16 protein-coding genes and 1 pseudogene are annotated in these 17851 nt (G+C 61.1%); 10 read left to right on the forward strand and 7 right to left on the reverse strand.

Features of this window, described 5'->3' with window-relative positions:
• The coding region (locus tag NTD89_RS10200) for an MFS transporter (protein ID WP_262207405.1) at nucleotides 1–1123 on the reverse strand (1123 nt) is incomplete at its 3' end.
• Nucleotides 1124–1397: 274 nt separating this feature from the next.
• On the opposite strand from NTD89_RS10200, the gene NTD89_RS10205 reads away from it, so the two are divergent.
• The gene (locus tag NTD89_RS10205) at nucleotides 1398–1652 is read left to right on the forward strand and encodes a hypothetical protein (protein WP_242194070.1); all 255 of its coding nucleotides are present in this window, start codon (nucleotides 1398–1400) and stop codon (nucleotides 1650–1652) included.
• A 93-nt stretch (nucleotides 1653–1745) separates the two neighbouring features.
• Here NTD89_RS10205 and NTD89_RS29525 read toward each other — a convergent pair whose 3' ends face one another.
• The 4 genes and pseudogenes from NTD89_RS29525 to NTD89_RS10220 form a co-directional block, all read right to left on the reverse strand.
• Nucleotides 1746–2609 (reverse strand): methyl-accepting chemotaxis protein, encoded by an 864-nt coding sequence (locus tag NTD89_RS29525; protein ID WP_410017206.1) that lies wholly within the window; start codon nucleotides 2607–2609, stop codon nucleotides 1746–1748.
• A pseudogene (locus NTD89_RS29530) lies at nucleotides 2601–3371 on the reverse strand (MCP four helix bundle domain-containing protein); the annotation flags it as partial. The pseudogene NTD89_RS29530 and the gene NTD89_RS29525, both read right to left, overlap by 9 nt.
• 145 nt (nucleotides 3372–3516) lie before the next feature.
• The gene (locus NTD89_RS10215; protein WP_262207411.1) at nucleotides 3517–4722 is read right to left on the reverse strand and encodes an EAL domain-containing protein; all 1206 of its coding nucleotides are present in this window, start codon (nucleotides 4720–4722) and stop codon (nucleotides 3517–3519) included.
• A gap of 108 nt (nucleotides 4723–4830) precedes the next feature.
• Entirely contained in the window at nucleotides 4831–8442 is a 3612-nt protein-coding gene (locus NTD89_RS10220) for a transporter substrate-binding domain-containing protein (RefSeq protein ID WP_262207413.1), read from the reverse strand.
• Nucleotides 8443–8618: 176 nt separating this feature from the next.
• Between NTD89_RS10220 and NTD89_RS10225 the strand changes: the two genes are divergently transcribed.
• The 5 genes from NTD89_RS10225 to NTD89_RS10245 all read left to right on the forward strand — a co-directional run bounded on the left by NTD89_RS10225 (nucleotide 8619) and on the right by NTD89_RS10245 (nucleotide 11884).
• Nucleotides 8619–9245, forward strand: a complete 627-nt coding sequence (locus NTD89_RS10225) for a response regulator transcription factor (RefSeq protein ID WP_145162913.1) — start codon at nucleotides 8619–8621, stop codon at nucleotides 9243–9245.
• 173 nt (nucleotides 9246–9418) lie between these two features.
• Nucleotides 9419–9976, forward strand: coding sequence for a cytochrome b (locus tag NTD89_RS10230; RefSeq protein WP_145162915.1), 558 nt, complete (start codon nucleotides 9419–9421; stop codon nucleotides 9974–9976).
• Between the two features lie 34 nt (nucleotides 9977–10010).
• The gene (locus NTD89_RS10235) at nucleotides 10011–10562 is read left to right on the forward strand and encodes a tetratricopeptide repeat protein (RefSeq protein ID WP_262207414.1); all 552 of its coding nucleotides are present in this window, start codon (nucleotides 10011–10013) and stop codon (nucleotides 10560–10562) included.
• Between the two features lie 72 nt (nucleotides 10563–10634).
• A complete protein-coding gene (locus NTD89_RS10240) occupies nucleotides 10635–11120 on the forward strand; it encodes an RNA polymerase sigma factor (RefSeq protein ID WP_242195037.1) in 486 nt (161 codons plus the stop codon).
• The gene (locus tag NTD89_RS10245) at nucleotides 11117–11884 is read left to right on the forward strand and encodes an anti-sigma factor family protein (RefSeq protein WP_262207415.1); all 768 of its coding nucleotides are present in this window, start codon (nucleotides 11117–11119) and stop codon (nucleotides 11882–11884) included. The genes NTD89_RS10240 and NTD89_RS10245 overlap by 4 nt, the downstream gene beginning before the upstream one ends.
• A 2-nt stretch (nucleotides 11885–11886) precedes the next feature.
• Here the strand turns inward: NTD89_RS10245 and NTD89_RS10250 are convergent, their stop codons facing one another.
• Nucleotides 11887–12846: a LysR family transcriptional regulator gene (locus tag NTD89_RS10250; protein ID WP_262207416.1), complete on the reverse strand. Its 960-nt coding sequence runs from the start codon at nucleotides 12844–12846 to the stop codon at nucleotides 11887–11889.
• Between the two features lie 157 nt (nucleotides 12847–13003).
• On the opposite strand from NTD89_RS10250, the gene NTD89_RS10255 reads away from it, so the two are divergent.
• The 4 genes from NTD89_RS10255 to NTD89_RS10270 all read left to right on the forward strand — a co-directional run bounded on the left by NTD89_RS10255 (nucleotide 13004) and on the right by NTD89_RS10270 (nucleotide 16925).
• A complete protein-coding gene (locus NTD89_RS10255; protein ID WP_262207419.1) occupies nucleotides 13004–14323 on the forward strand; it encodes an MFS transporter in 1320 nt (439 codons plus the stop codon).
• A gap of 13 nt (nucleotides 14324–14336) precedes the next feature.
• Complete coding sequence (locus NTD89_RS10260; protein WP_262207421.1) at nucleotides 14337–15566, forward strand: Zn-dependent hydrolase; 1230 nt, start codon at nucleotides 14337–14339, stop codon at nucleotides 15564–15566.
• Nucleotides 15567–15696: 130 nt separating this feature from the next.
• The gene (locus tag NTD89_RS10265; RefSeq protein ID WP_262207422.1) at nucleotides 15697–16719 is read left to right on the forward strand and encodes a histone deacetylase family protein; all 1023 of its coding nucleotides are present in this window, start codon (nucleotides 15697–15699) and stop codon (nucleotides 16717–16719) included.
• Nucleotides 16720–16793: 74 nt separating this feature from the next.
• Nucleotides 16794–16925 (forward strand): hypothetical protein, encoded by a 132-nt coding sequence (locus NTD89_RS10270; RefSeq protein WP_256586935.1) that lies wholly within the window; start codon nucleotides 16794–16796, stop codon nucleotides 16923–16925.
• A gap of 34 nt (nucleotides 16926–16959) precedes the next feature.
• Here NTD89_RS10270 and NTD89_RS10275 read toward each other — a convergent pair whose 3' ends face one another.
• A complete protein-coding gene (locus NTD89_RS10275) occupies nucleotides 16960–17847 on the reverse strand; it encodes a hypothetical protein (RefSeq protein ID WP_262207423.1) in 888 nt (295 codons plus the stop codon).
• Nucleotides 17848–17851 lie beyond the last annotated feature (4 nt).

Raw genomic sequence — 17851 nt, forward strand, 5'->3', positions numbered from 1 at the left:
CGCTGCCCATCTGATCGACGATCCGCCCGCCAAAGAACGAACCCAAGGCAATGATCACTTGGAACAAGGCAACAAACAGGGGCATGCCGCGTTCGACATCCTTGGGTGCCACCACAAACATCCAGATACTGGCGCAGGCCGGGAAGGCGCCGAAGGCGAAACCCCACAGCCCGATCAACATCGCGGCGCCGGTCATGCCGGTGGCGAAGTAGGGGAACAGCGCGGTGCTGGTGCCGATCATCAGCGCGACCAGCAGCAAGGTGTAACGGACGCTGCGGTTGGCGGCGAAACCGGCAAAGACATTGCCCATCACCCCGGCCACACCATAAAGCAGCAGCAGTGAGCCAATCGTCGGGCCGTCAAAGCCGGAGCTGTTTTTGAAGAAGGGCGCCACATAGGTGTAAGCCGCAAAGTGCGCCAGCCCGATCAGCAACACGGCGATCAACCCGACCCGTGCTTGTGGGTTGATGAACAAGGCCGGCAGGTCGCGGACCTCAATGGCTTTTTCCGGGGTAAGGCGTGGCAGCAGGAGGACCTGCGCCAGCAACACCGGCACGCCCACCAGCGCGGTCACCAGAAAGGTCATGCGCCAGCCCATCAGGCCACTGAGCCAGGTGCCAACGGGCACGCCAAGTACGGTGGCCAGCGTCACCCCCATCATGATGATTGACGTGGCCTTCGCTACGCCCACACCCTTGGGTGCCAGGCGCCCGCTTAGGGCGATTGCCGTCGCCCAGAAGCCGCCGATGCTGATGCCCAGCAGTACGCGGCCGAACAACAGCACGCTGAAATCGCTGGCGTAGGCCACCACCGAGTTGGCGATGATCATGATCAGCGTCAGGCCGATCAGCAGGTAACGGCGGTCCATGGCGCCAATGCTGACAGACAGCAACGGCGCGGCGAGGGCGGCCATGATGCCGGGCAGGGTCACCATCAGGCCGGCGTGGCCGGCGCTGATGCCGAGGTCGCTGGCAACGTCGTTGAGTACGCCCACCGGCAGAAACTCACTGGTCACCAGGGCGAAGGCGCCCACGGCGACTGAGAGAATCGCCAGCCACTGCTGTTTGACACTCTGTTGATTATGTTCGGGAAGGCCGCTGGGAGCCGGGCTGGCGCTTGGCATGGTATTGGGTTCCATAGGGACATGTCGCCTGAAGCAGGCGAGGGGAAGGGAGAGTGGAGGCGATTATAGGAAGCGGGTCGGGCAATCACACAGGCGAGCGTTTCGATAATAACCATCAGTGCAATTGATTAGACGCCTTACATCACGCTTGCGCCTTTCGTACCGGTTTCCCAAACGTTGCCTACAGGCAGCGCGTTGCGACCCGTTCTGCAACTCACTATCGTGGTCCAGCGATTTTCAGGTAGGAAATCCCACCCAGCAAAGGACCTGCATCATGAGCAAAAACACCAAGAAAACCTCCGGCAAGATGGCCACTTTGGCGGCGCAAACCCTCAATAATCCAATCGCCTCGGCCCTTGCCAAAAGCCTTGCCGCGTCGGCGTTGGCCCAGAGCGGTACAGACAAGCAGACGAGCGCCGAGATGGAGGAGAAAGCAGCGAAGGCGCTTCAGAGCGATAAATACAGCGACCAGACCAAATCCCTCGCTGCCTCGGTCCTCTCCCAGGCCAATAGAGAACGCGGAAGCTGAGTTAACAACGCCGCCAAGGCACAAGCCCTGTAGCTAAACACGCTACGGGGCTTTTTCGTTTCCGGCGTTTTGTCCCAGCAGCTTGAAGCGGGCTTAAACCACGAACTTCGCAATCATCGTGTTCAGGTCAACCGCCAGGCGCGAGAGCTCCTGACTGGCGGCGGTGGTCTGGTTGGCCCCGGCGGCCGTCTGGGCCGACAGATCGCGGATATTCGTCAGGTTGCGATCCACCTCCCGGGCCACTTGCGCCTGCTCTTCGGAAGCGCTGGCGATGATCAGGTTGCCTTCGGTGATGCGCGTGATCGCATGGGTGATGCGCTCCAGCGACTCGCCCGCACAGTGGGCCACGGTCAGTGTCGAGCGCGCGCGTTCATTGCTGCTGTGCATCACCGATACCGCCTGGGTCGAACCCTTCTGCACCCCGCTGACCATCTGCTCGATTTCCTGGGTCGACTGCTGGGTTCGATGTGCCAGGGCCCGGACTTCGTCGGCCACCACGGCAAAACCGCGTCCGGCCTCGCCGGCGCGGGCGGCTTCAATGGCCGCGTTCAGCGCCAGCAGGTTGGTTTGTTCGGCAATGGCGCGAATCACGTCCAATACTTTGGTGATGTCTTGAACACTGTCGGCCAGGCTCTGGATTTCTTCGGTCGCCGACGTCACTTCCTCGGCCAGCAAAGAAATCGATTCCACGGTGTCCATCACGTGGCTGCGACCGTTGCCTGCCATGGCATCACCGTCTCGGGAGGCGTCGGCAGTGCTGATGGCGTTGCGTGCGACCTCATCCACCGCAGCGGTCATCTGGTTGACCGCTGTGGCGGCCTGTTCGATTTCACCGTTCTGTTCGTGCAAGGCCCGTGTGGATTCCTCAGTGACCGCCGAGAGTTCTTCCGCCGCGGACGCCAGTTGATTGGACGAGTCGGTAATCTGGTGGATGGTTTCGCGAAGGTCCGACTGCATGGTTTCCAGCGCACGCAGCAACTGCCCAGGCTCGTCGTTGCCGTCCACCACAATCGACACAGTCAGGTCACCCTTGGCCACTTGCTCGGCGATACGCACCGCCTGGTGCAAGGGCAGCACGATGCTGCGGGTAAACAGCGTGGCCAGCAGTGCGGTGAGGAATGTCGCCAGTGCCATGGCGATGAATACCCATTTCACTGCGCCGTGGTACGTGGCGTCGGAGCTCGTGGCCGCGTCGTCGGCTTCCTGAATATTGATCGACAGCAGGTTCGCCAGCTCGGTCCCAAGCTTGTCGCCCAGGGCGATCAGTTCGCCATTGAGCAGCGCGATAGCCTGTGGGCGTTCGCCGTTGGCGGCCAGAGCCAATACCTGTTGCTGGACCTGCAGGTATTGTTCCTGGGCCGACTTGAAACGTTCGAACGTGACTCGCTCGGCGTCCACTGTGAGCTTGCTCGCGTACTGCGCGTTGTCGGCCTGAATCTGTTCGCGCAGCTGCGAAAAAGCCCGCTGGCTGGCCTTCACTTGCTCGGCGCTGTCCACCAGCATCACTCGGTAGGTCGCGGCGCGGATCTCGGACACGGCGGTTTGCAGGTCGCCCAAGGCGAGGATGCTGGGCAGCCAGTTTTTGTCGACTTCATCCGACTGGCGAGCCATGTCACGCATCTGGCTCAAAGAGAACAGGCCCAGCAATACCACGAGCAGCCCGACCAGGCCGAAGCCAAAGGCCGAACGCAACGCTATTTTCATCTTTCTTAAACTCATGAACTCCCCCCGGTGACAGGAAAAAAGAGCGGTTGCAGCCTGCGGTTGTCCACGCGAAAGCGCAGGAGGCACCGGCTGCACCTCTCAGTTGGTTTGAATGTTTTCTAAGGCGCCAGTCAGCGGTGGTGACCGGCGTTGAGCGTCATCACAAGCGCTGCGTGATGGCGTTTCTGCCGATCAGCCATGGCAACAGGGTGTGTGCAGGCATTGGGCGAGCAAGCAGGTAGCCCTGGCCGGTTTCACAGCCCAGGGTTATCAGGATGTCGCGCTGTTCAACGGTTTCAATGCCTTCAATCACCACACCAATGTTCAGCTCGCGCGCCAGGGACAAGACGCTCGAGATCGCCGCACGACTGCGCGGCTCCGAAGACAGGTCGCGAATAAATTCGGCCTGTATTTTTATTTCGTTGAACGGCAGGCTGCACAGGCGCTGCAATGACGAATAGCCGCCGCCGAAGTCGTCGATGGACAACCCGCAGCCCATCATGCGTAGGCGCACCATGTTTTCCAGGCTGATGGAGCCTGGGTCGAGCGTGCCGGTCTCGATCATTTCAAACGACAGGCTGCAACCGGGCGCGTCGAAGCGCTTGAGCAGCAGGGCCACGTGCGCACTCATCTGCGGGTTGGCAAATTGGCTCGCGTTGACATTCACTGCGAAGGTGAGTGACACCTCAGAAGCCAGTGCTTCCTTGCGCAGCGTCAGGCATTGATCGATCTGGCGATACAGCAAACTGTCCATCAGGCCGTGCCGTTCCAGTACCGGAATAAATGACGCGGGCGCCAAGATGCCCCGTTCAGGATGATTCCAGCGTGCGAGCGCCTCCACGGAGGTGACCTGCAATGTCCTGATGTCGAATTTGGGTTGATAGAACACCTCCAGCTCGCCGTTCTCCAGAGCGCTGAGCACCTGGTGTTCGTTGGTCTCACCGGCAATATGCAGCGGGCGGGCTGGGTGCGAGTCGTCGTCCAGGTACTTGCCTGCCAGTCTTTTCAACTCGTGCTCGTGCAGCGGTTTGCACAACTGGCCGAGTACCCGCAGACCGAGCAGTGTCGCCATATGGCTGATGGCCTGGCGCAAGTCCAACGCGATGCTGCTGGTGATAACCACCGATTTCAGCGCGTGCCGTTGGCTTGCGCGGCGCAGGAAGGTAATGCCGTCCATGCCCTCCATGCAGATATCGCAGAACGCGATGTCTACCGGCCCGTTGCTTTCCAGCAACTGCAGCGCCTCCCAGCCGCCAGAGGCTTCAAGAATGCGGGTACAGCCCAGATGAGCGAGGAGCATCACGGCGTAACGGCGCTGTACTGGCTGGTCCTCCAGGATCAGGACGCGAAGGGTGGACAGTGGCATCTGAATGGCTCATCGAAATTCTCAGACGCTAGCTTGCCAAAAGGGGGTGGCCTTTTAATGGCGAAACCCCTTACGTCTTTGCAAGAAATTTCTTAAGCGGGTTGGCGCTTACGCCTGCGCGGGGTGCTCCTGCAGCAGCGCCAGCAGCTGCCGCATGCACGTTTGCACGGCGGCGGTCGAGGCAATCAGGTCGGCTCGCTCTGCGCCATTCGCGCAGTGGGCCTCAAGGTTTTCGCAGGTGAGGATCAGCTGTTCGTAGCGGATAAGCCTTGCCCCACCTTTGACCCGATGAGCCACGTGAGCCAAATGCTGTCGGTCGTCGCACGCCAGCAGCTCGGTGAGCTGTTGCAGGTCGGCGCGGGTGCTCGACAGCAGCTCTTCACGCACGGTTTGCAGCGCCGATAACTTGCCCGGAACCAGCGTTTTCAAATGGGCCTCGAGTGAGGCGATGGTCAGCTCCGTGCTCGCCTCGTTGTCGAAGTATTCGGTTTGCAGTGGCTGCAGCCGTGCACTCAGTTGCTCCAGGCTGATGGGCTTGAACAGGCAGTCGTCCATGCCGGCCTCCAGGCAGCGCTGTTTTTCTTCGGCGACGGCGTTGGCGGTGAACCCCAGCAACAAGCAACCGGGTTCGCCTCTGGAGTGCTCCGCCTGGCGAATCGCCTGGGCCAATTGATAGCCGTTCATGCCTGGCATGTCGCAGTCTGTCACCACCACATCGAACGGCTGCGCGTTCCACAAGGCCAAGGCCTGAACGCCGTCGCTGGCTTGCTGAACGTCGTGGCCCAAATAGGACAGTTGTTGTGACAGCACCAGGCGATTGGCGGCGTAGTCATCCACGATCAATACGCTCAGCGCCAGGCCCGGCGTCATCTCCAGCGCCACGTCGGCCGGCGGCGAAGGAAGGTCTGCGGCAGGCAGAGCGAGCTTGACCGTAACCTGCGTGCCTTTGCCGGGGGCGCTTGTTAACACCAGGCTGCCGCCCATCATCTCGATCAACGACCGGCTGATGACCAGCCCCAGGCCGGAGCCTTGCTGCTGAGTGCCGGCCTGGCTGAACGGCGCGAACAATTGCTGCTGATCGGCCGCGCAGATGCCCACGCCGGTGTCCACGATACTCACCGATAACGGCATCGGTTGATTGGCGTCAGCCGGTTGCGCGTGGGCGCTGATGCGCACTTCACCCACGGCGGTGAACTTGATCGCATTGCTCAACAGGTTGGCAATAATTTGTTTGAAGCGCAGGGCATCCATCAGCACATTGCGGTTGACCGCCGGATCAATCTCCAACGTCAGCGTGATGGCCTTTTCACGCGCCAGGCCGTCGAACACACGCGTCACCGCGTTCAACAACAGGTGCGGGTTTGCGCTCTCGAGCGTCAGGCTTTGCCGGCCGGATTCGATGCGGGCAATGTCGAGTACGTCGCCGATCAGCGCCAGTAATTCCTTGGCAGCGCCCGACGCTACATCGATGGCGGCGCGGTCGAAAATGCCGTGTTCAGACTTGCGCGCAGCCATTTCCAGCATGCCGAGCACGGCGTTCATCGGGGTGCGGATCTCGTGGCTGATGGTCGCCAGAAACGTGGTTTTGGCCCGGTTGGCGTTATCGGCTTCCTGCTTGGCGGCGTGCAGTTGTTCGACCAGGCGCTGGCGGTCACTGACGTCGACCCAGCCACCGATCAGGCCGTCGACACGGCCTTCGCTGCCGCGAAAAGGCAGGATCCAGTGATAGATGGTGAGCACTTCGCCACTGCGCAAGACGATCTGCCGGTCACGCAGCAAGGGTTCGTCGGCGTCCATGACAGCGAGGTAGTCGCGGTGATATTCCAGGGCCTGCTCCTGGCTGGAGAGCAGGCTTTGCATCACGGTGGTGCCGAGCAACTGTCGCTCGTCCTCAACACCAAAAACCTCGCGATAAGCCTTGTTGCACATCAGCAACCGTGCCTGGCGATCCCTTACATAAGTAGGGTGGGGCATGCCGTTGATCAGCACTCGATCGAATTCAAGCCTGGCACTGAGTGCCCGCTCGGCAAGCTTGCGGCGCAGCACTTGGCGGCGCAGCAACACAATCCATACACACGCACTCAGCAGCAGCACGGCCGCCAGCGCGAAGCCCTGCAGGATTGCCGCCCGGTGTTTGCTCCAATAGCTGTCGTCGAGCACCACCGGGCTGCGCCAGCGATTGGTCAGTTCGTCCATTTCCTCAGGCGAGATGCTCAGCAGCGACTTGTTGAGGATCGAGAGCAATATCGGCGAGGTGTGATCCACCGCAAACGCCAACTGCGCAGCACGGGCGCCGACGGTTGCGCTGATCTTCAATTGGTCGGGGTAGTTTCGGGCAATCAGATAACGTGCGCTGACCAGGGTGCTGACACAGGCCTCGACACTGCCTTTGGCGAGCATTGAAAACGCATCGGCGAGGCTTTGCGCTTCGACAATCCGCACTTGCGGAAACTGCCGTTCAATCAGCTCCCGGCTGGCGTTGCCCTTGATGATCGCCAGGCGTTTGCCCGACAAATCCTGCAGGTTGTTCGAGCTGTCGGCATGGTTGCGCGTGACCAGCACAAACGGGGTGGACAGGTACGGCCGGCTGAAACTGACGCGTTGTTCGCGATCAAGGCTTGGGGTCAATGCCGCCAGCATGTCAGCCTCCCCGTGGTTGACACGGGTGATCATCGCATCCACCGAGCCGCCTTTTTGCGGGTCGAATTTCAACCCGGTCCTGAGGCTGATTTTGGCCATCACGTCGGCACTCAGGCCACGGAAACGGTCGTGCTCATCAAAAAAGGTGAAGGGCAAGAAGTCTTCATTGACCACCACTTTCAGGCGCGGATGGTGCGCCAGCCAGCGTTGTTCCTCGACGCTGAACTGCACCTGATGAGTGCCCGAGATGCTCACGCCACCGGCGTTCCAACGCCGCGCAATGGCCATCTGTTCACTGGCGGGGATGGCTTGCAGCGCCGCATTGATCAGGTGCAGGAGTTCACTGTTCTGGCGAGTGGCGGCGAACGAGAAGTTATTGACTTCCATGCGCGAGAAATCCACCAGCTGCACGTTATTCAAGTAACTCTTGTTGATCAGGTAACTGGCGCTGACCGAGTCCCCCAGGTAAACGTCAGCCTTGGAAAAAGCCACTGCGCCTACCGCGTTGAGGATCGAGGGATACAGCTTGAACGTCGCGTGCGGATAGAACGCCTGAACCGTACTCAGCGGCAAATAGTGTTCGACCATGGCCACGGTTTTACCCGCCAGGGTGGGATCGACCAACGGCGAATCATGGGTGCGCGCCACCAGTGTCGGCTGGTCCAGGGTGTAGGGTTCGGACAGGCGAAGGTCCGGGTCTGCGCGTTCAAAATCGTTGGCTGACGCCAGCAGGTCGATCTCACCGCGTTTGAGCGCCTGGATAACCGCACTGCGGTTGGGGTAGCGCTGCACCTGGATTTGTACCGACAGCAGTTGGCCGATCAGCGCCAGGTAGTCCGCACTGATGCCCTCGAATTCGTTGCTGTGGTTGGTGATGTCAAAGGGCGGATAGTCGGGCTCGGACGTGCCGACACGCAGCTGTTTTTGCGTACTCAGCCACGTCAGATCGGCGCGGCTCAAATGCGCTTGGCCCTCCTGCACGCTGGACCGGCCCAACACGGTTAACGTGACGGGCGAATCGGCCGCCCATGCCATGTGAGCACTCGCCCATAACACCAGCAGGGCTGCGAACAACTTCAAATCAAAGGTCCTTAATGCGTAAAAGAGAGGGCGCAACGGCGGCGCTTTATGCGCGCAGCGCCATTGTCCACCCACTGAGTAGCCTGTCCGGAATTGGGTAGTGGCACTAAAGCACTATGGTACATTGTCGGCATTATTGCCGACAAAGCCCGACTAATTCCCGAGGAAAGCTGCAGATGTATAAAGTCCTGGTGGTCGATGACCACCCTTTTATCAGGACCGCGCTGCGTACGCTCGTGAGTGAAGAAGGTTATGAAGTGGTGGGCGAGACCGACAATGGCGTCGACGCCATCAGCCAGGTCCGTCAACTGACCCCGGACCTGGTGTTGCTGGACATCACCATGCCGCGCCTGGACGGCATTGCGGTGATCGAAAGAATCCGCGCGCTTGAGTTGAACACCCGGATCATCGTCCTCACCTCGCTTTCTTCGGAGCACTACGCCACGCGTTGCATCAGCGCTGGGGCCTCGGGGTTTATCAGCAAGACCGATGAACTGAGCGTACTGGCCCAGGCCATGAAAACCGTGATGAAGGGCTATGTCTATTACCCGGAAACGGTGGTGGCGTTTTCGCGCAAACGCGCATTGGCCGTGGATGAGGCGCAACTGATCGCCTCGCTGTCCAACCGTGAACTCTCGGTATTTCAGCAGTTGTCCCGAGGCATGAGTAACAAGGACATTGCCCAGAATATTTTGCTCAGCAGCAAGACGGTGAGTTGCTATAAAGCGCGTTTGCTGGCCAAGCTCAATGTGAAATCGGTGGTGGACCTGGCGGACATTGCCAGGCGCAATAATCTGATTTAACCGGCGATGCTCGTCAGCGGTGACGGCTATGCACCCTGTAAAACGCTGGCGCCGCGTCGTACCTGTTCATAGCCAAAACCCGCGCCACGTCCTCTTCGAATAAATTTTTCGCGCCTCACCGAATAACCTGCGCCGCTGCGGTGTTCACCTCACAGACCACCCAGAGAACGCCCATGAACCGCCATGCCGACCGCTACGACCGCCTGACCCGCACTTTGCACTGGCTCACCGCCGCCGTGGTGATCTTCATGTTTGCCAGTGCGCACATCTGGGAAAACCTCGAAAAGGGCACGCCGCTGCGCAAGGGCCTGCAATCGGTACATATCTCGCTCGGCATCGCCATGGCCCTGTTGATCGTCGTGCGGATTGTATGGCGTGTGTTCGGCGGCAATCGCCCGAAGGCCGACAGTCACCCAACGCTTAACCTGTTCGCAAAAATGGCGCATGGTTGCCTGTACCTGTTGTTGCTCGCGCAGATTGCCCTGGGCTTTATGTTTCGCTGGGCTCAAGGCGAACCCTTCAACTTTTTCGGACTGTTCGCGGTTCCTGCGCCTTTCGTGATCGATCACGAATGGCGCGGCACCCTTGGCGGCCTGCATAACAATGTGGCCTGGGCGATCATCCTGCTGGCGGGCCTGCATGCCGCGGCTGCGCTCTGGCATCACTATGTACTGGGCGACAGCACGCTGCGCCGCATGCTGCCGGGTTCACGCAATGTGTTTCAAAAGTGATGTTTCCTCCCTATCGCTACGGAGCATGACCGCCATGAAAAACCGTCACCCACACCCCGTCACTTACCGCACCGCGCTGTTCTACGGTGCGTGCCTGGCTGCCGCGTTACTCGCGGGCCAGGCCCATGCCTCCGGTGACGAGTCGGCACCGCCCAAGCCCAATTGCCCCAAAGGCCAGGTCTGGGACACCAAGACCGCAAAATGCGTGCTGCAAACCAGCAAAGCCACCTCGGATGCCGACCGCACCGATTACGCCTACCGCCTGGCCAAAGATGGGCGCTACGACGAGGCCCTGGCCTTGCTCGACACCCTGCAAAACCCGAACACCGCCAAGGCCCTCAACTACCGCGGTTACGCCACGCGTAAGCTTGGGCGTACCGATGAAGGCATCGGTTATTACCTGAAGTCGGTCGCGCTCGATCCCAACTACGCCCAGGTTCGCGAATACCTGGGTGAGGCTTACGTGATCAAGGGCCGCGTCGACCTGGCGCAGGAGCAGTTGGTGAAAATCAAATCCCTGTGCAGCACCACCTGTGAAGAATACGAAGACCTGGCCGAAGCGATTGCCGCTGCGCCACAGGCTTGAATCCACTGAGTGCGCGAGCAGGGGGCAGCCATCACCCACGAGGCCGATTTTCGTCGCGAGTTAGGCCTGCTGTTGCCGCGTTTGTGGCGATACGGGTGGGTGTTGTCGCGCCAAAAGCACCTGGCCGAAGATCTTGTGCAGGCCACCTGTGTCCGCGCGCTGGAGCGTGCCGGCCAGTTCGCGGCCGGCACGCGGTTGGACCGTTGGCTGCTGGCGATCATGCATTCCATCTGGCTCAACGAAGTGCGCTCGCAACGGGTGCGTCAGGGCCAGGGTTTTGTTGATGCGGAGCAGGCGTTGTCCTTCGATGGCGAACGCCAGGCGCAGGAGCAGGTATTGGCCGCGCAGGTGATCAAACGCGTCAACGGTTTGCCCGAGGCGCAGCGCGAAACGGTGTTTCTGGCGTATGTCGAAGGGCTTTCCTACAAGGAAATTGCCGAGGTGCTGCGTATTCCCGTGGGCACCGTAATGAGCCGGCTGGCGGCCGCGCGTTTGAAGCTGGCCGAGACCGCCCCTGCAAAAAACCGGCAGGATCAAGCCAGCGGAGAACGGCGATGACTCACACAAACCCAGTGTCCGATGAACTGTTGGTGGCTTACCTGGATGGCGAACTGGAGGCTGGGCAGCATCGGCTTATCGCCGATCAGGTCAGCACTGACCCGGCACTTGCCGCACGCCTTCAGGCCTTGCAGTGCGCCGATTTACCCTTCAAGGCGGCGTTCGACGCGGTGCTGGACCAAGCCCCCGGCGAACGCCTGCAGGCCATGCTCAACGCGCTGCCCCCGGTACAGGCGCCCACCTTGAGTCGCCGGCGTTTGCTGGCTGTGGCGGCGGGGTTTGCCGTGGCCGGTGTGGTCGCCGACCGCGTGTTCATGAGCTGGCCACGGGCGGAGTCCGGTCAGGGCTGGCGCGCCTCGGTCGCCGAGTACATGGCCTTGTACACGCCGCAGACCCTGGAAAACCTCAGCGCCGACCCCGCGTTGCAGGCTGCCCAACTGCGTTCCGTGGGCGCACAACTGGGCCTGCCGTTAACCGCTCGCGCGGTAGACCTGCCCGGTGCCGAGTTTCGGCGTGCGCAGATCCTCGATTATGACGGCGTTCTGATCGGTCAACTGACCTACCTGGACCCGCGTCACGGGCCATTGGCCTTGTGCATCACAATTAGCAAAAGAGGCGCGCAGCCCGTCGCGACCGAGCAGCGCCGAGGCCTGAATGTGGTGTATTGGGCCAACCTGTCCCATGGGTTCATGCTGATCGGTAGAAACCCTTTCGACGATTTGCAGGCCATGGCTGGCAGCGTCGAGCGCGCGTTGGCGGGTTGAAGTCAGTGACTGGCATCCTCAGCAGCACCCGCCAGCCGAGCCGAAAGACGCTCGATAAACACCGTCTCCGCGCGGCTCATCTTCTGCTCGCGATTCCACAGCAGATGAATGTCCACATCGGCGATCCCGTCATCCGGCGGTAGCCGCCACAGCAGCCCGTGCTTCACATCGTCGGCCACCACATGAATCGGCAAACAGCCCAAGCCAAAACCGGCAATCACCAGGCGCCGCACCTCTTCCAGGCTTGACGACGACGCCACGATGCGCCCGCTGAACCCTTGCTGGTCACGAAAAATCGTCAGCGGCGACAACATGCCGCCAATCTGGTCGCTGGTAAAACTGACAAAATTCTCCGACTGCAAATCGCCTTCCGCCAAGCCGCTGCGCCCAAACAGCGGATGGTGACGCCCGCAAAAAAACGCATAGCGCTGGCGCAGGAACAGGTGCTGTTCCAGGCGTGGCTGTGGCCGGCGATTAAGGCTCAGGCCCAGGGTTGCGGTTTTTTCCAGCAGGGCGGCGACGATGTCCGAGCTGCGCATCACTTCCACCTCCAGGTCCACGCGCGGATGCTCACGGTGAAAGGCGGCGAGGAAGTCGTCGAAGGTCTCGGAGTTGATCCGGCTGATCATCAGCAAACGCACTTTGCCGAGCACTTCATCGCCGGGTTTTTGCAGCGCGTTGCTCATCTGCGACACCTGGCCATACATCTCGCCGGCGATGGTGAAGATCTCTTCACCCGCTTCGGTGAGCGCGAAGCGCGGGCCACGGCGGGCGATGAGTTGGCAGCCAAGCTGTTCCTCCAGGCGCTTGAGCGCCTGACTGATGGCCGGCTGGGTCAGGTGCAGGCGCGCAGCGGCGCGGCTGATGCTCAGTTCCTGGCCGATGACACGGAAGGTGCGCAGCAGGTTCCAGTCCAGTCGATCGTTGAGCAGAGGGTGACTGTCGCGGCGAAAGTCGGGCATGGCGCAGCTCGATAATAAGCAGGATTTATAATTGGAATAATAAATAGAAAATTGACTAATCATAGCCCCGCGACGATAAATCACCCTTACCAAGCGCCATCAGAGCGCGTGCGTTCGACATTCTCCTGCCAAAAAAATAACCAAAGGAGCCAGCCCCATGAAGCCTTCCGCTTCGCCGCAGCCGCGCCGTGCTGCGGCCGCCGCTTTTATCGGCACCATGATCGAGTGGTACGACTTTTACATCTACGCCACCGCCGCCGCGCTGGTGTTCGGCCAACTGTTTTTTCCTTCCGACGACAAACTGTTCAGCACCATGGCGGCGTTCGGCACGTTCGCCGTGGGCTTCTTCGCGCGGCCGTTGGGCGGCATTGTGTTCGGGCATATCGGTGACCGCATCGGCCGCAAGAAATCCCTGGTGATCACCTTGGTGATGATGGGCGTGGTCACCGTGTGCATCGGCCTGTTGCCGACCTACGCTCAAATTGGCGTTGCGGCGCCGGTATTGCTGGTGCTGCTGCGCGTGGTGCAAGGCATCGCCGTGGGCGGTGAGTGGGGCGGTGCGGTGTTGATGGCCGGCGAACATGCGCCGAAAGGTCGTCGAAACTTCTTTGCGTCTTTCGCTCAACTGGGCAGCCCGGCGGGTTTGATCCTGTCGCTGCTGGCATTCAGCGCGGTCACCCGGTTGCCGGAAGAGGACCTGCTCAGTTGGGGTTGGCGCCTGCCGTTTCTCGCCAGCGCCTTGCTGTTGATCGTCGGCCTGGCGATTCGCCTGGGGGTCAACGAGTCACCGGAATTCCTTGAAGACAAGGCCATTGCCGAGAAAGCGCGGGCGATCCAGAAAGACCAGGCGCCCGTGATCGAAGTGCTGAAAACCGCCTGGCGCCCGTTGCTGTTGTGCATCGGCGCCAACACCCTGGGCATTGCCGGTGTGTATTTCACCAACACCTTCATGATTGCCTACAGCACTCAGCAACTGGGCCTGCCGCGTTCGCTGATTCTGGAATGCCTGTTTGTCGTCGCCATCATCCAGTTCTGCATCCAGCCACTGGCTGCCTGGGTGGCCGAGAAGGTCGGGGCCACGCGTTTTCTGTGCGCCATGACCGTGCTGGCGATGGCCTCGCCTTATCCGATGTTCGTGCTGGTCAGCAGCGGGCAGGCGCCGTTGATCATCTTCGGCATCGCCCTGGCCGTGGTGTGCATGGCCTCCTTCTACGCGGTGATCGCCGGGTTTGTCAGCGGCCTGTTTGAAACCCGCGTGCGCTACACCGCGATCTCCCTGGCCTACCAGGTGTGCGGCGCGCTGGCCGGTGGCCTGACGCCGTTGATCGGTACCTGGCTGGCCCACGAATACCAGGGCCAATGGTGGCCCATGGCAGTGTTTTACAGCCTGATCGCTGCGGTCTCGCTGGTGTGCGTGCTGGCATTGTCGCGCCGCCACGCCACGGCTCACCGTCTTGAAATGGCCCACAGCGTTTAATGGAGCGTGCGTAATGTTGAAGATTAATGGCCAACGCCTGTGGGCGAGCCTGATGGCCATGGCCGAGATCGGCGCCACGGCGCGTGGCGGCAGTTGCCGTCTGGCCTTGAGTGCCGAAGACAAAGCAGGTCGTGAACTGTTCAGCCATTGGTGCAAAGCTGCCGGGCTGAGCCTGAGCGTGGATGCCATCGGCAACCTGTTTGCCCGGCGGGCCGGCACCGATAGCGACGCCGCGCCCGTCATGATGGGCAGCCACCTCGACACCCAGCCGGAAGGCGGGCGCTTTGATGGTGTCTACGGTGTATTGGCCGGCCTGGAAGTGATCCGCAGCCTCGACGACCAAGGCATTCAAACCCGTAAACCGTTGGAAATTGCCGTGTGGACCAACGAGGAGGGCGCGCGTTTCACCCCGGCCATGCTCGGCTCGGCGGTGTTCACCGGCAGCCTGGCGCTGGACAAGGCGCTCGCGACCGTTGATGTCGACGGTATCAGTGTGGCCGAGGCGTTGCGCACCACGGGCTATAACGGCGAACGCCCGTTAGGTGGCGCGGTAGATGCGTATTTCGAAGCCCATATCGAGCAAGGCCCGATCCTGGAAGACAATGCCAACAGCATCGGCGTGGTCACCGGCGGCCAGGCGATTTGCTGGCTCGACGTGCGAGTCGAAGGCATGGCTGCGCATGCCGGCACCACGCCGATGCCACTGCGCAAAGATGCCCTGTATGGCGCGGCAAAAATGATCCAGGCGCTGGAAAACCTCGCCACCGATTTCGCCCCCGAAGGCCTGACCACCGTCGGTGAGCTGAGCATCACCAAATCGTCACGCAACACCATTCCCGGGTTGCTGACGTTCACTGTCGACCTGCGTCATCACCGCGACGCCGATATCGAAGCCATGGAGCAACAAGTGCGCGCGCGGCTGCAGGCCATTGCCGAAAAGCGCGGCCTGTCAGTCAGCATCAGCCCGCACTGGATCAGCCCGGCTACCCCGTTCGATGCCGAGTGTGTCGCTTGCGTGCAGGCCTCGGTGGATGCCTTGGGCTACAGCCAGCAACGCATCGTCAGCGGTGCCGGTCACGATGCCATCCACCTGGCGCGGTACTGCCCGACCGCGATGATTTTCATCCCGTGTGTGGGTGGCCTCAGCCATAACGAAGCCGAAGACGTATTGCCCGAGGATGTGCGCCAAGGCACCGATGTATTGCTCAACGCTGTGCTCATGCGCGCCGGCCAGACCCAATAACAACTCAACTCTAAAGCCTGCCCGGATTCAACTGTGGGAGCTGGCTTGCCTGCGATAGCGGTACTTCAGACAGACCGCCTTCGCAGGCAAGCCAGCTCCCACAGGTTCGGTGTTTACCCAGGAGCCTCACATGCGTACGTTTTTCCACCCAGAACAATTGTTGCACCACCCGCGCAGCTACTACTCCCGCGGCCAGATGCGCACGCCGCAGGAAGTCCCCGAGCGTGCGCGCAACTTGCTGTTAGCCGCGCAGACCATGGGCTTCGAGATTCAGCAACCTGCTGACTACGGCCTCGAGCCATTGCTTGCAGTACATGGCGCGCCCTACCTGGCGTTTCTTGAGGAGGCGCACCAACGCTGGAAGGAAATCCCCGAAGACTGGGGCGACGAAGTCATGTCGAATATCTTCGTGCGCGAACCCAACGCCCTGCGCGGCATCCTTGCCCAAGCTGCGCGTTACCTGGCAGATGGCAGTTGCCCGGTGGGCGAGTTGACCTGGCGTTCGGCGTATTGGTCGGCGCAAAGTGCTGTCGCCGCCGCCAAGCACATCCTTGACGGCGCGCCGGCGGCCTATGCGCTGTGTCGCCCGCCGGGCCACCATGCTCGTTACGATGCGGCGGGTGGTTTCTGCTACATCAACAATGCGGCGGTGGCCGCCCAGGTTCTGCGCGAAGGCTTTGCGCGCGTGGCCGTGCTGGACACCGACATGCACCACGGTCAAGGCATCCAGGAGATTTTCTACGACCGCGACGACGTGCTCTATGTGTCGATCCACGGCGACCCGACCAACTTCTACCCGGGCGTCGCAGGCTTTGCCGACGAGCGCGGCGTGGCTGGCGGTGCAGGCTTTAACCTCAACCTGCCCATGGCCCATGGCGCCAGCGAAGCGGTGTTCTTCGAAAAACTCGAGTTGGCCTTGGCGGCGGTCAAGCAGTTCTCGGCGGATGTGCTGGTGTTGTCCTTGGGGTTCGATATCTACGAACTCGACCCACAAAGCAAAGTGGCGGTGACGCGTGAAGGGTTTGCGCGCCTGGGCGAATGCATCCGGCAGTTGGGCTTACCCTGCGTGATTGTGCAGGAGGGTGGCTATCACCTGGAAACACTGGACAGCAATGCGCAGGCGTTTTTCAGCGGCCCAAAGGCGTGGGTGTAATGAGCAGGCGATAACTTCCGCGGATGCGTGATATCTTTGTGCTATCACGCGTCGTGATCGTTACGGAGGGTCGCATGAAAAAGCTTTCGTTGGTTGGGTTGCTGGTGGTTTTGATGGTCACCCCGATGTTCGCGGCGGCGTGCCCCAAGGGCACGCATCCGGTGGGCGGCACGGGCTCGCACCACAAAGGCGGCACTTGCCAGTAGGCGTTGTTCGGTCTGTCGCGGGGCGGCGTCAGGGCTACTTGCCGTCGCTGGTCGCCGCCAGCGCGTCGTTCACCAGTTTGAGTACCCGGTTGCGCCCACCTTCGGCCACCAGGTAAGTGCCGTCTGCGGTTCGCACAATCGATTGCGGCGCCTTCAAAAACGACAGGATCGTGTGCTGGCGTCCCTGTTTGTCGATCAGCAACAAGCGTGCGCGGTGGGTGGAATCTTCATTGACCCACAGGCCTCGCTCATCGCACATCAAAAAGGTCGGCTGGTTAAGTTTGGCCAGCACCACCGGGTCACTGCCGTCGGCGCTCAGTTCGCGCACCCTGCCTTCTTTCTTTTTGGTGTAGAGCATGCGGCCATCCGTGCAGCGGATGATCGACTCCGCCTGGTCCAGGCCCTCGCGTATTACGCTTATGCTCTGGTCACTCCAGCGATAGCGCAGCAGGCGTCCTGCATGGCTGCGGTCTTCGATGGCATAGAGGTAGTCGCCGTCATCCCACAGGCCTTGCACGTTTTCGCCTTTGAACAATTCGGTGACCGCGCCGTCCTTGAGAAAGCTGACGGGGGCGTTGCCGGTTTCCTGGCTGAACACCCAGCCGCCCCGCGTGGCCAACATTCCGTCGGGTTTGGACAGGTTGCCGAGCACGACGTCGCGGGTTCCATCCAGCCGGATGTGCACGATGCTGCCCAGCCCGTCCTTGAGTTCCTGGGTGACCATCAACGAGCCGTCAGCCATGGGCATCAACGACGCCGCCTTGGCCACATCGGTGTGCAAAACCTGGTAACTCCACGAATCGGCGGCGCGCACCGGGTAAAAACTTTGCCAGGCAAAAAAGCCCAGAGTGGCGGTGCACAGCAGGCCGAGCGCCCACGATGCGAGGCGCAGGGGCCGATAGTTCTTATTGGGTTGAGTCATTTTC

Source organism: Pseudomonas sp. 14P_5.3_Bac1 (genome assembly GCF_025466135.1).
Taxonomy (GTDB): Bacteria; Pseudomonadota; Gammaproteobacteria; order Pseudomonadales; family Pseudomonadaceae; genus Aquipseudomonas.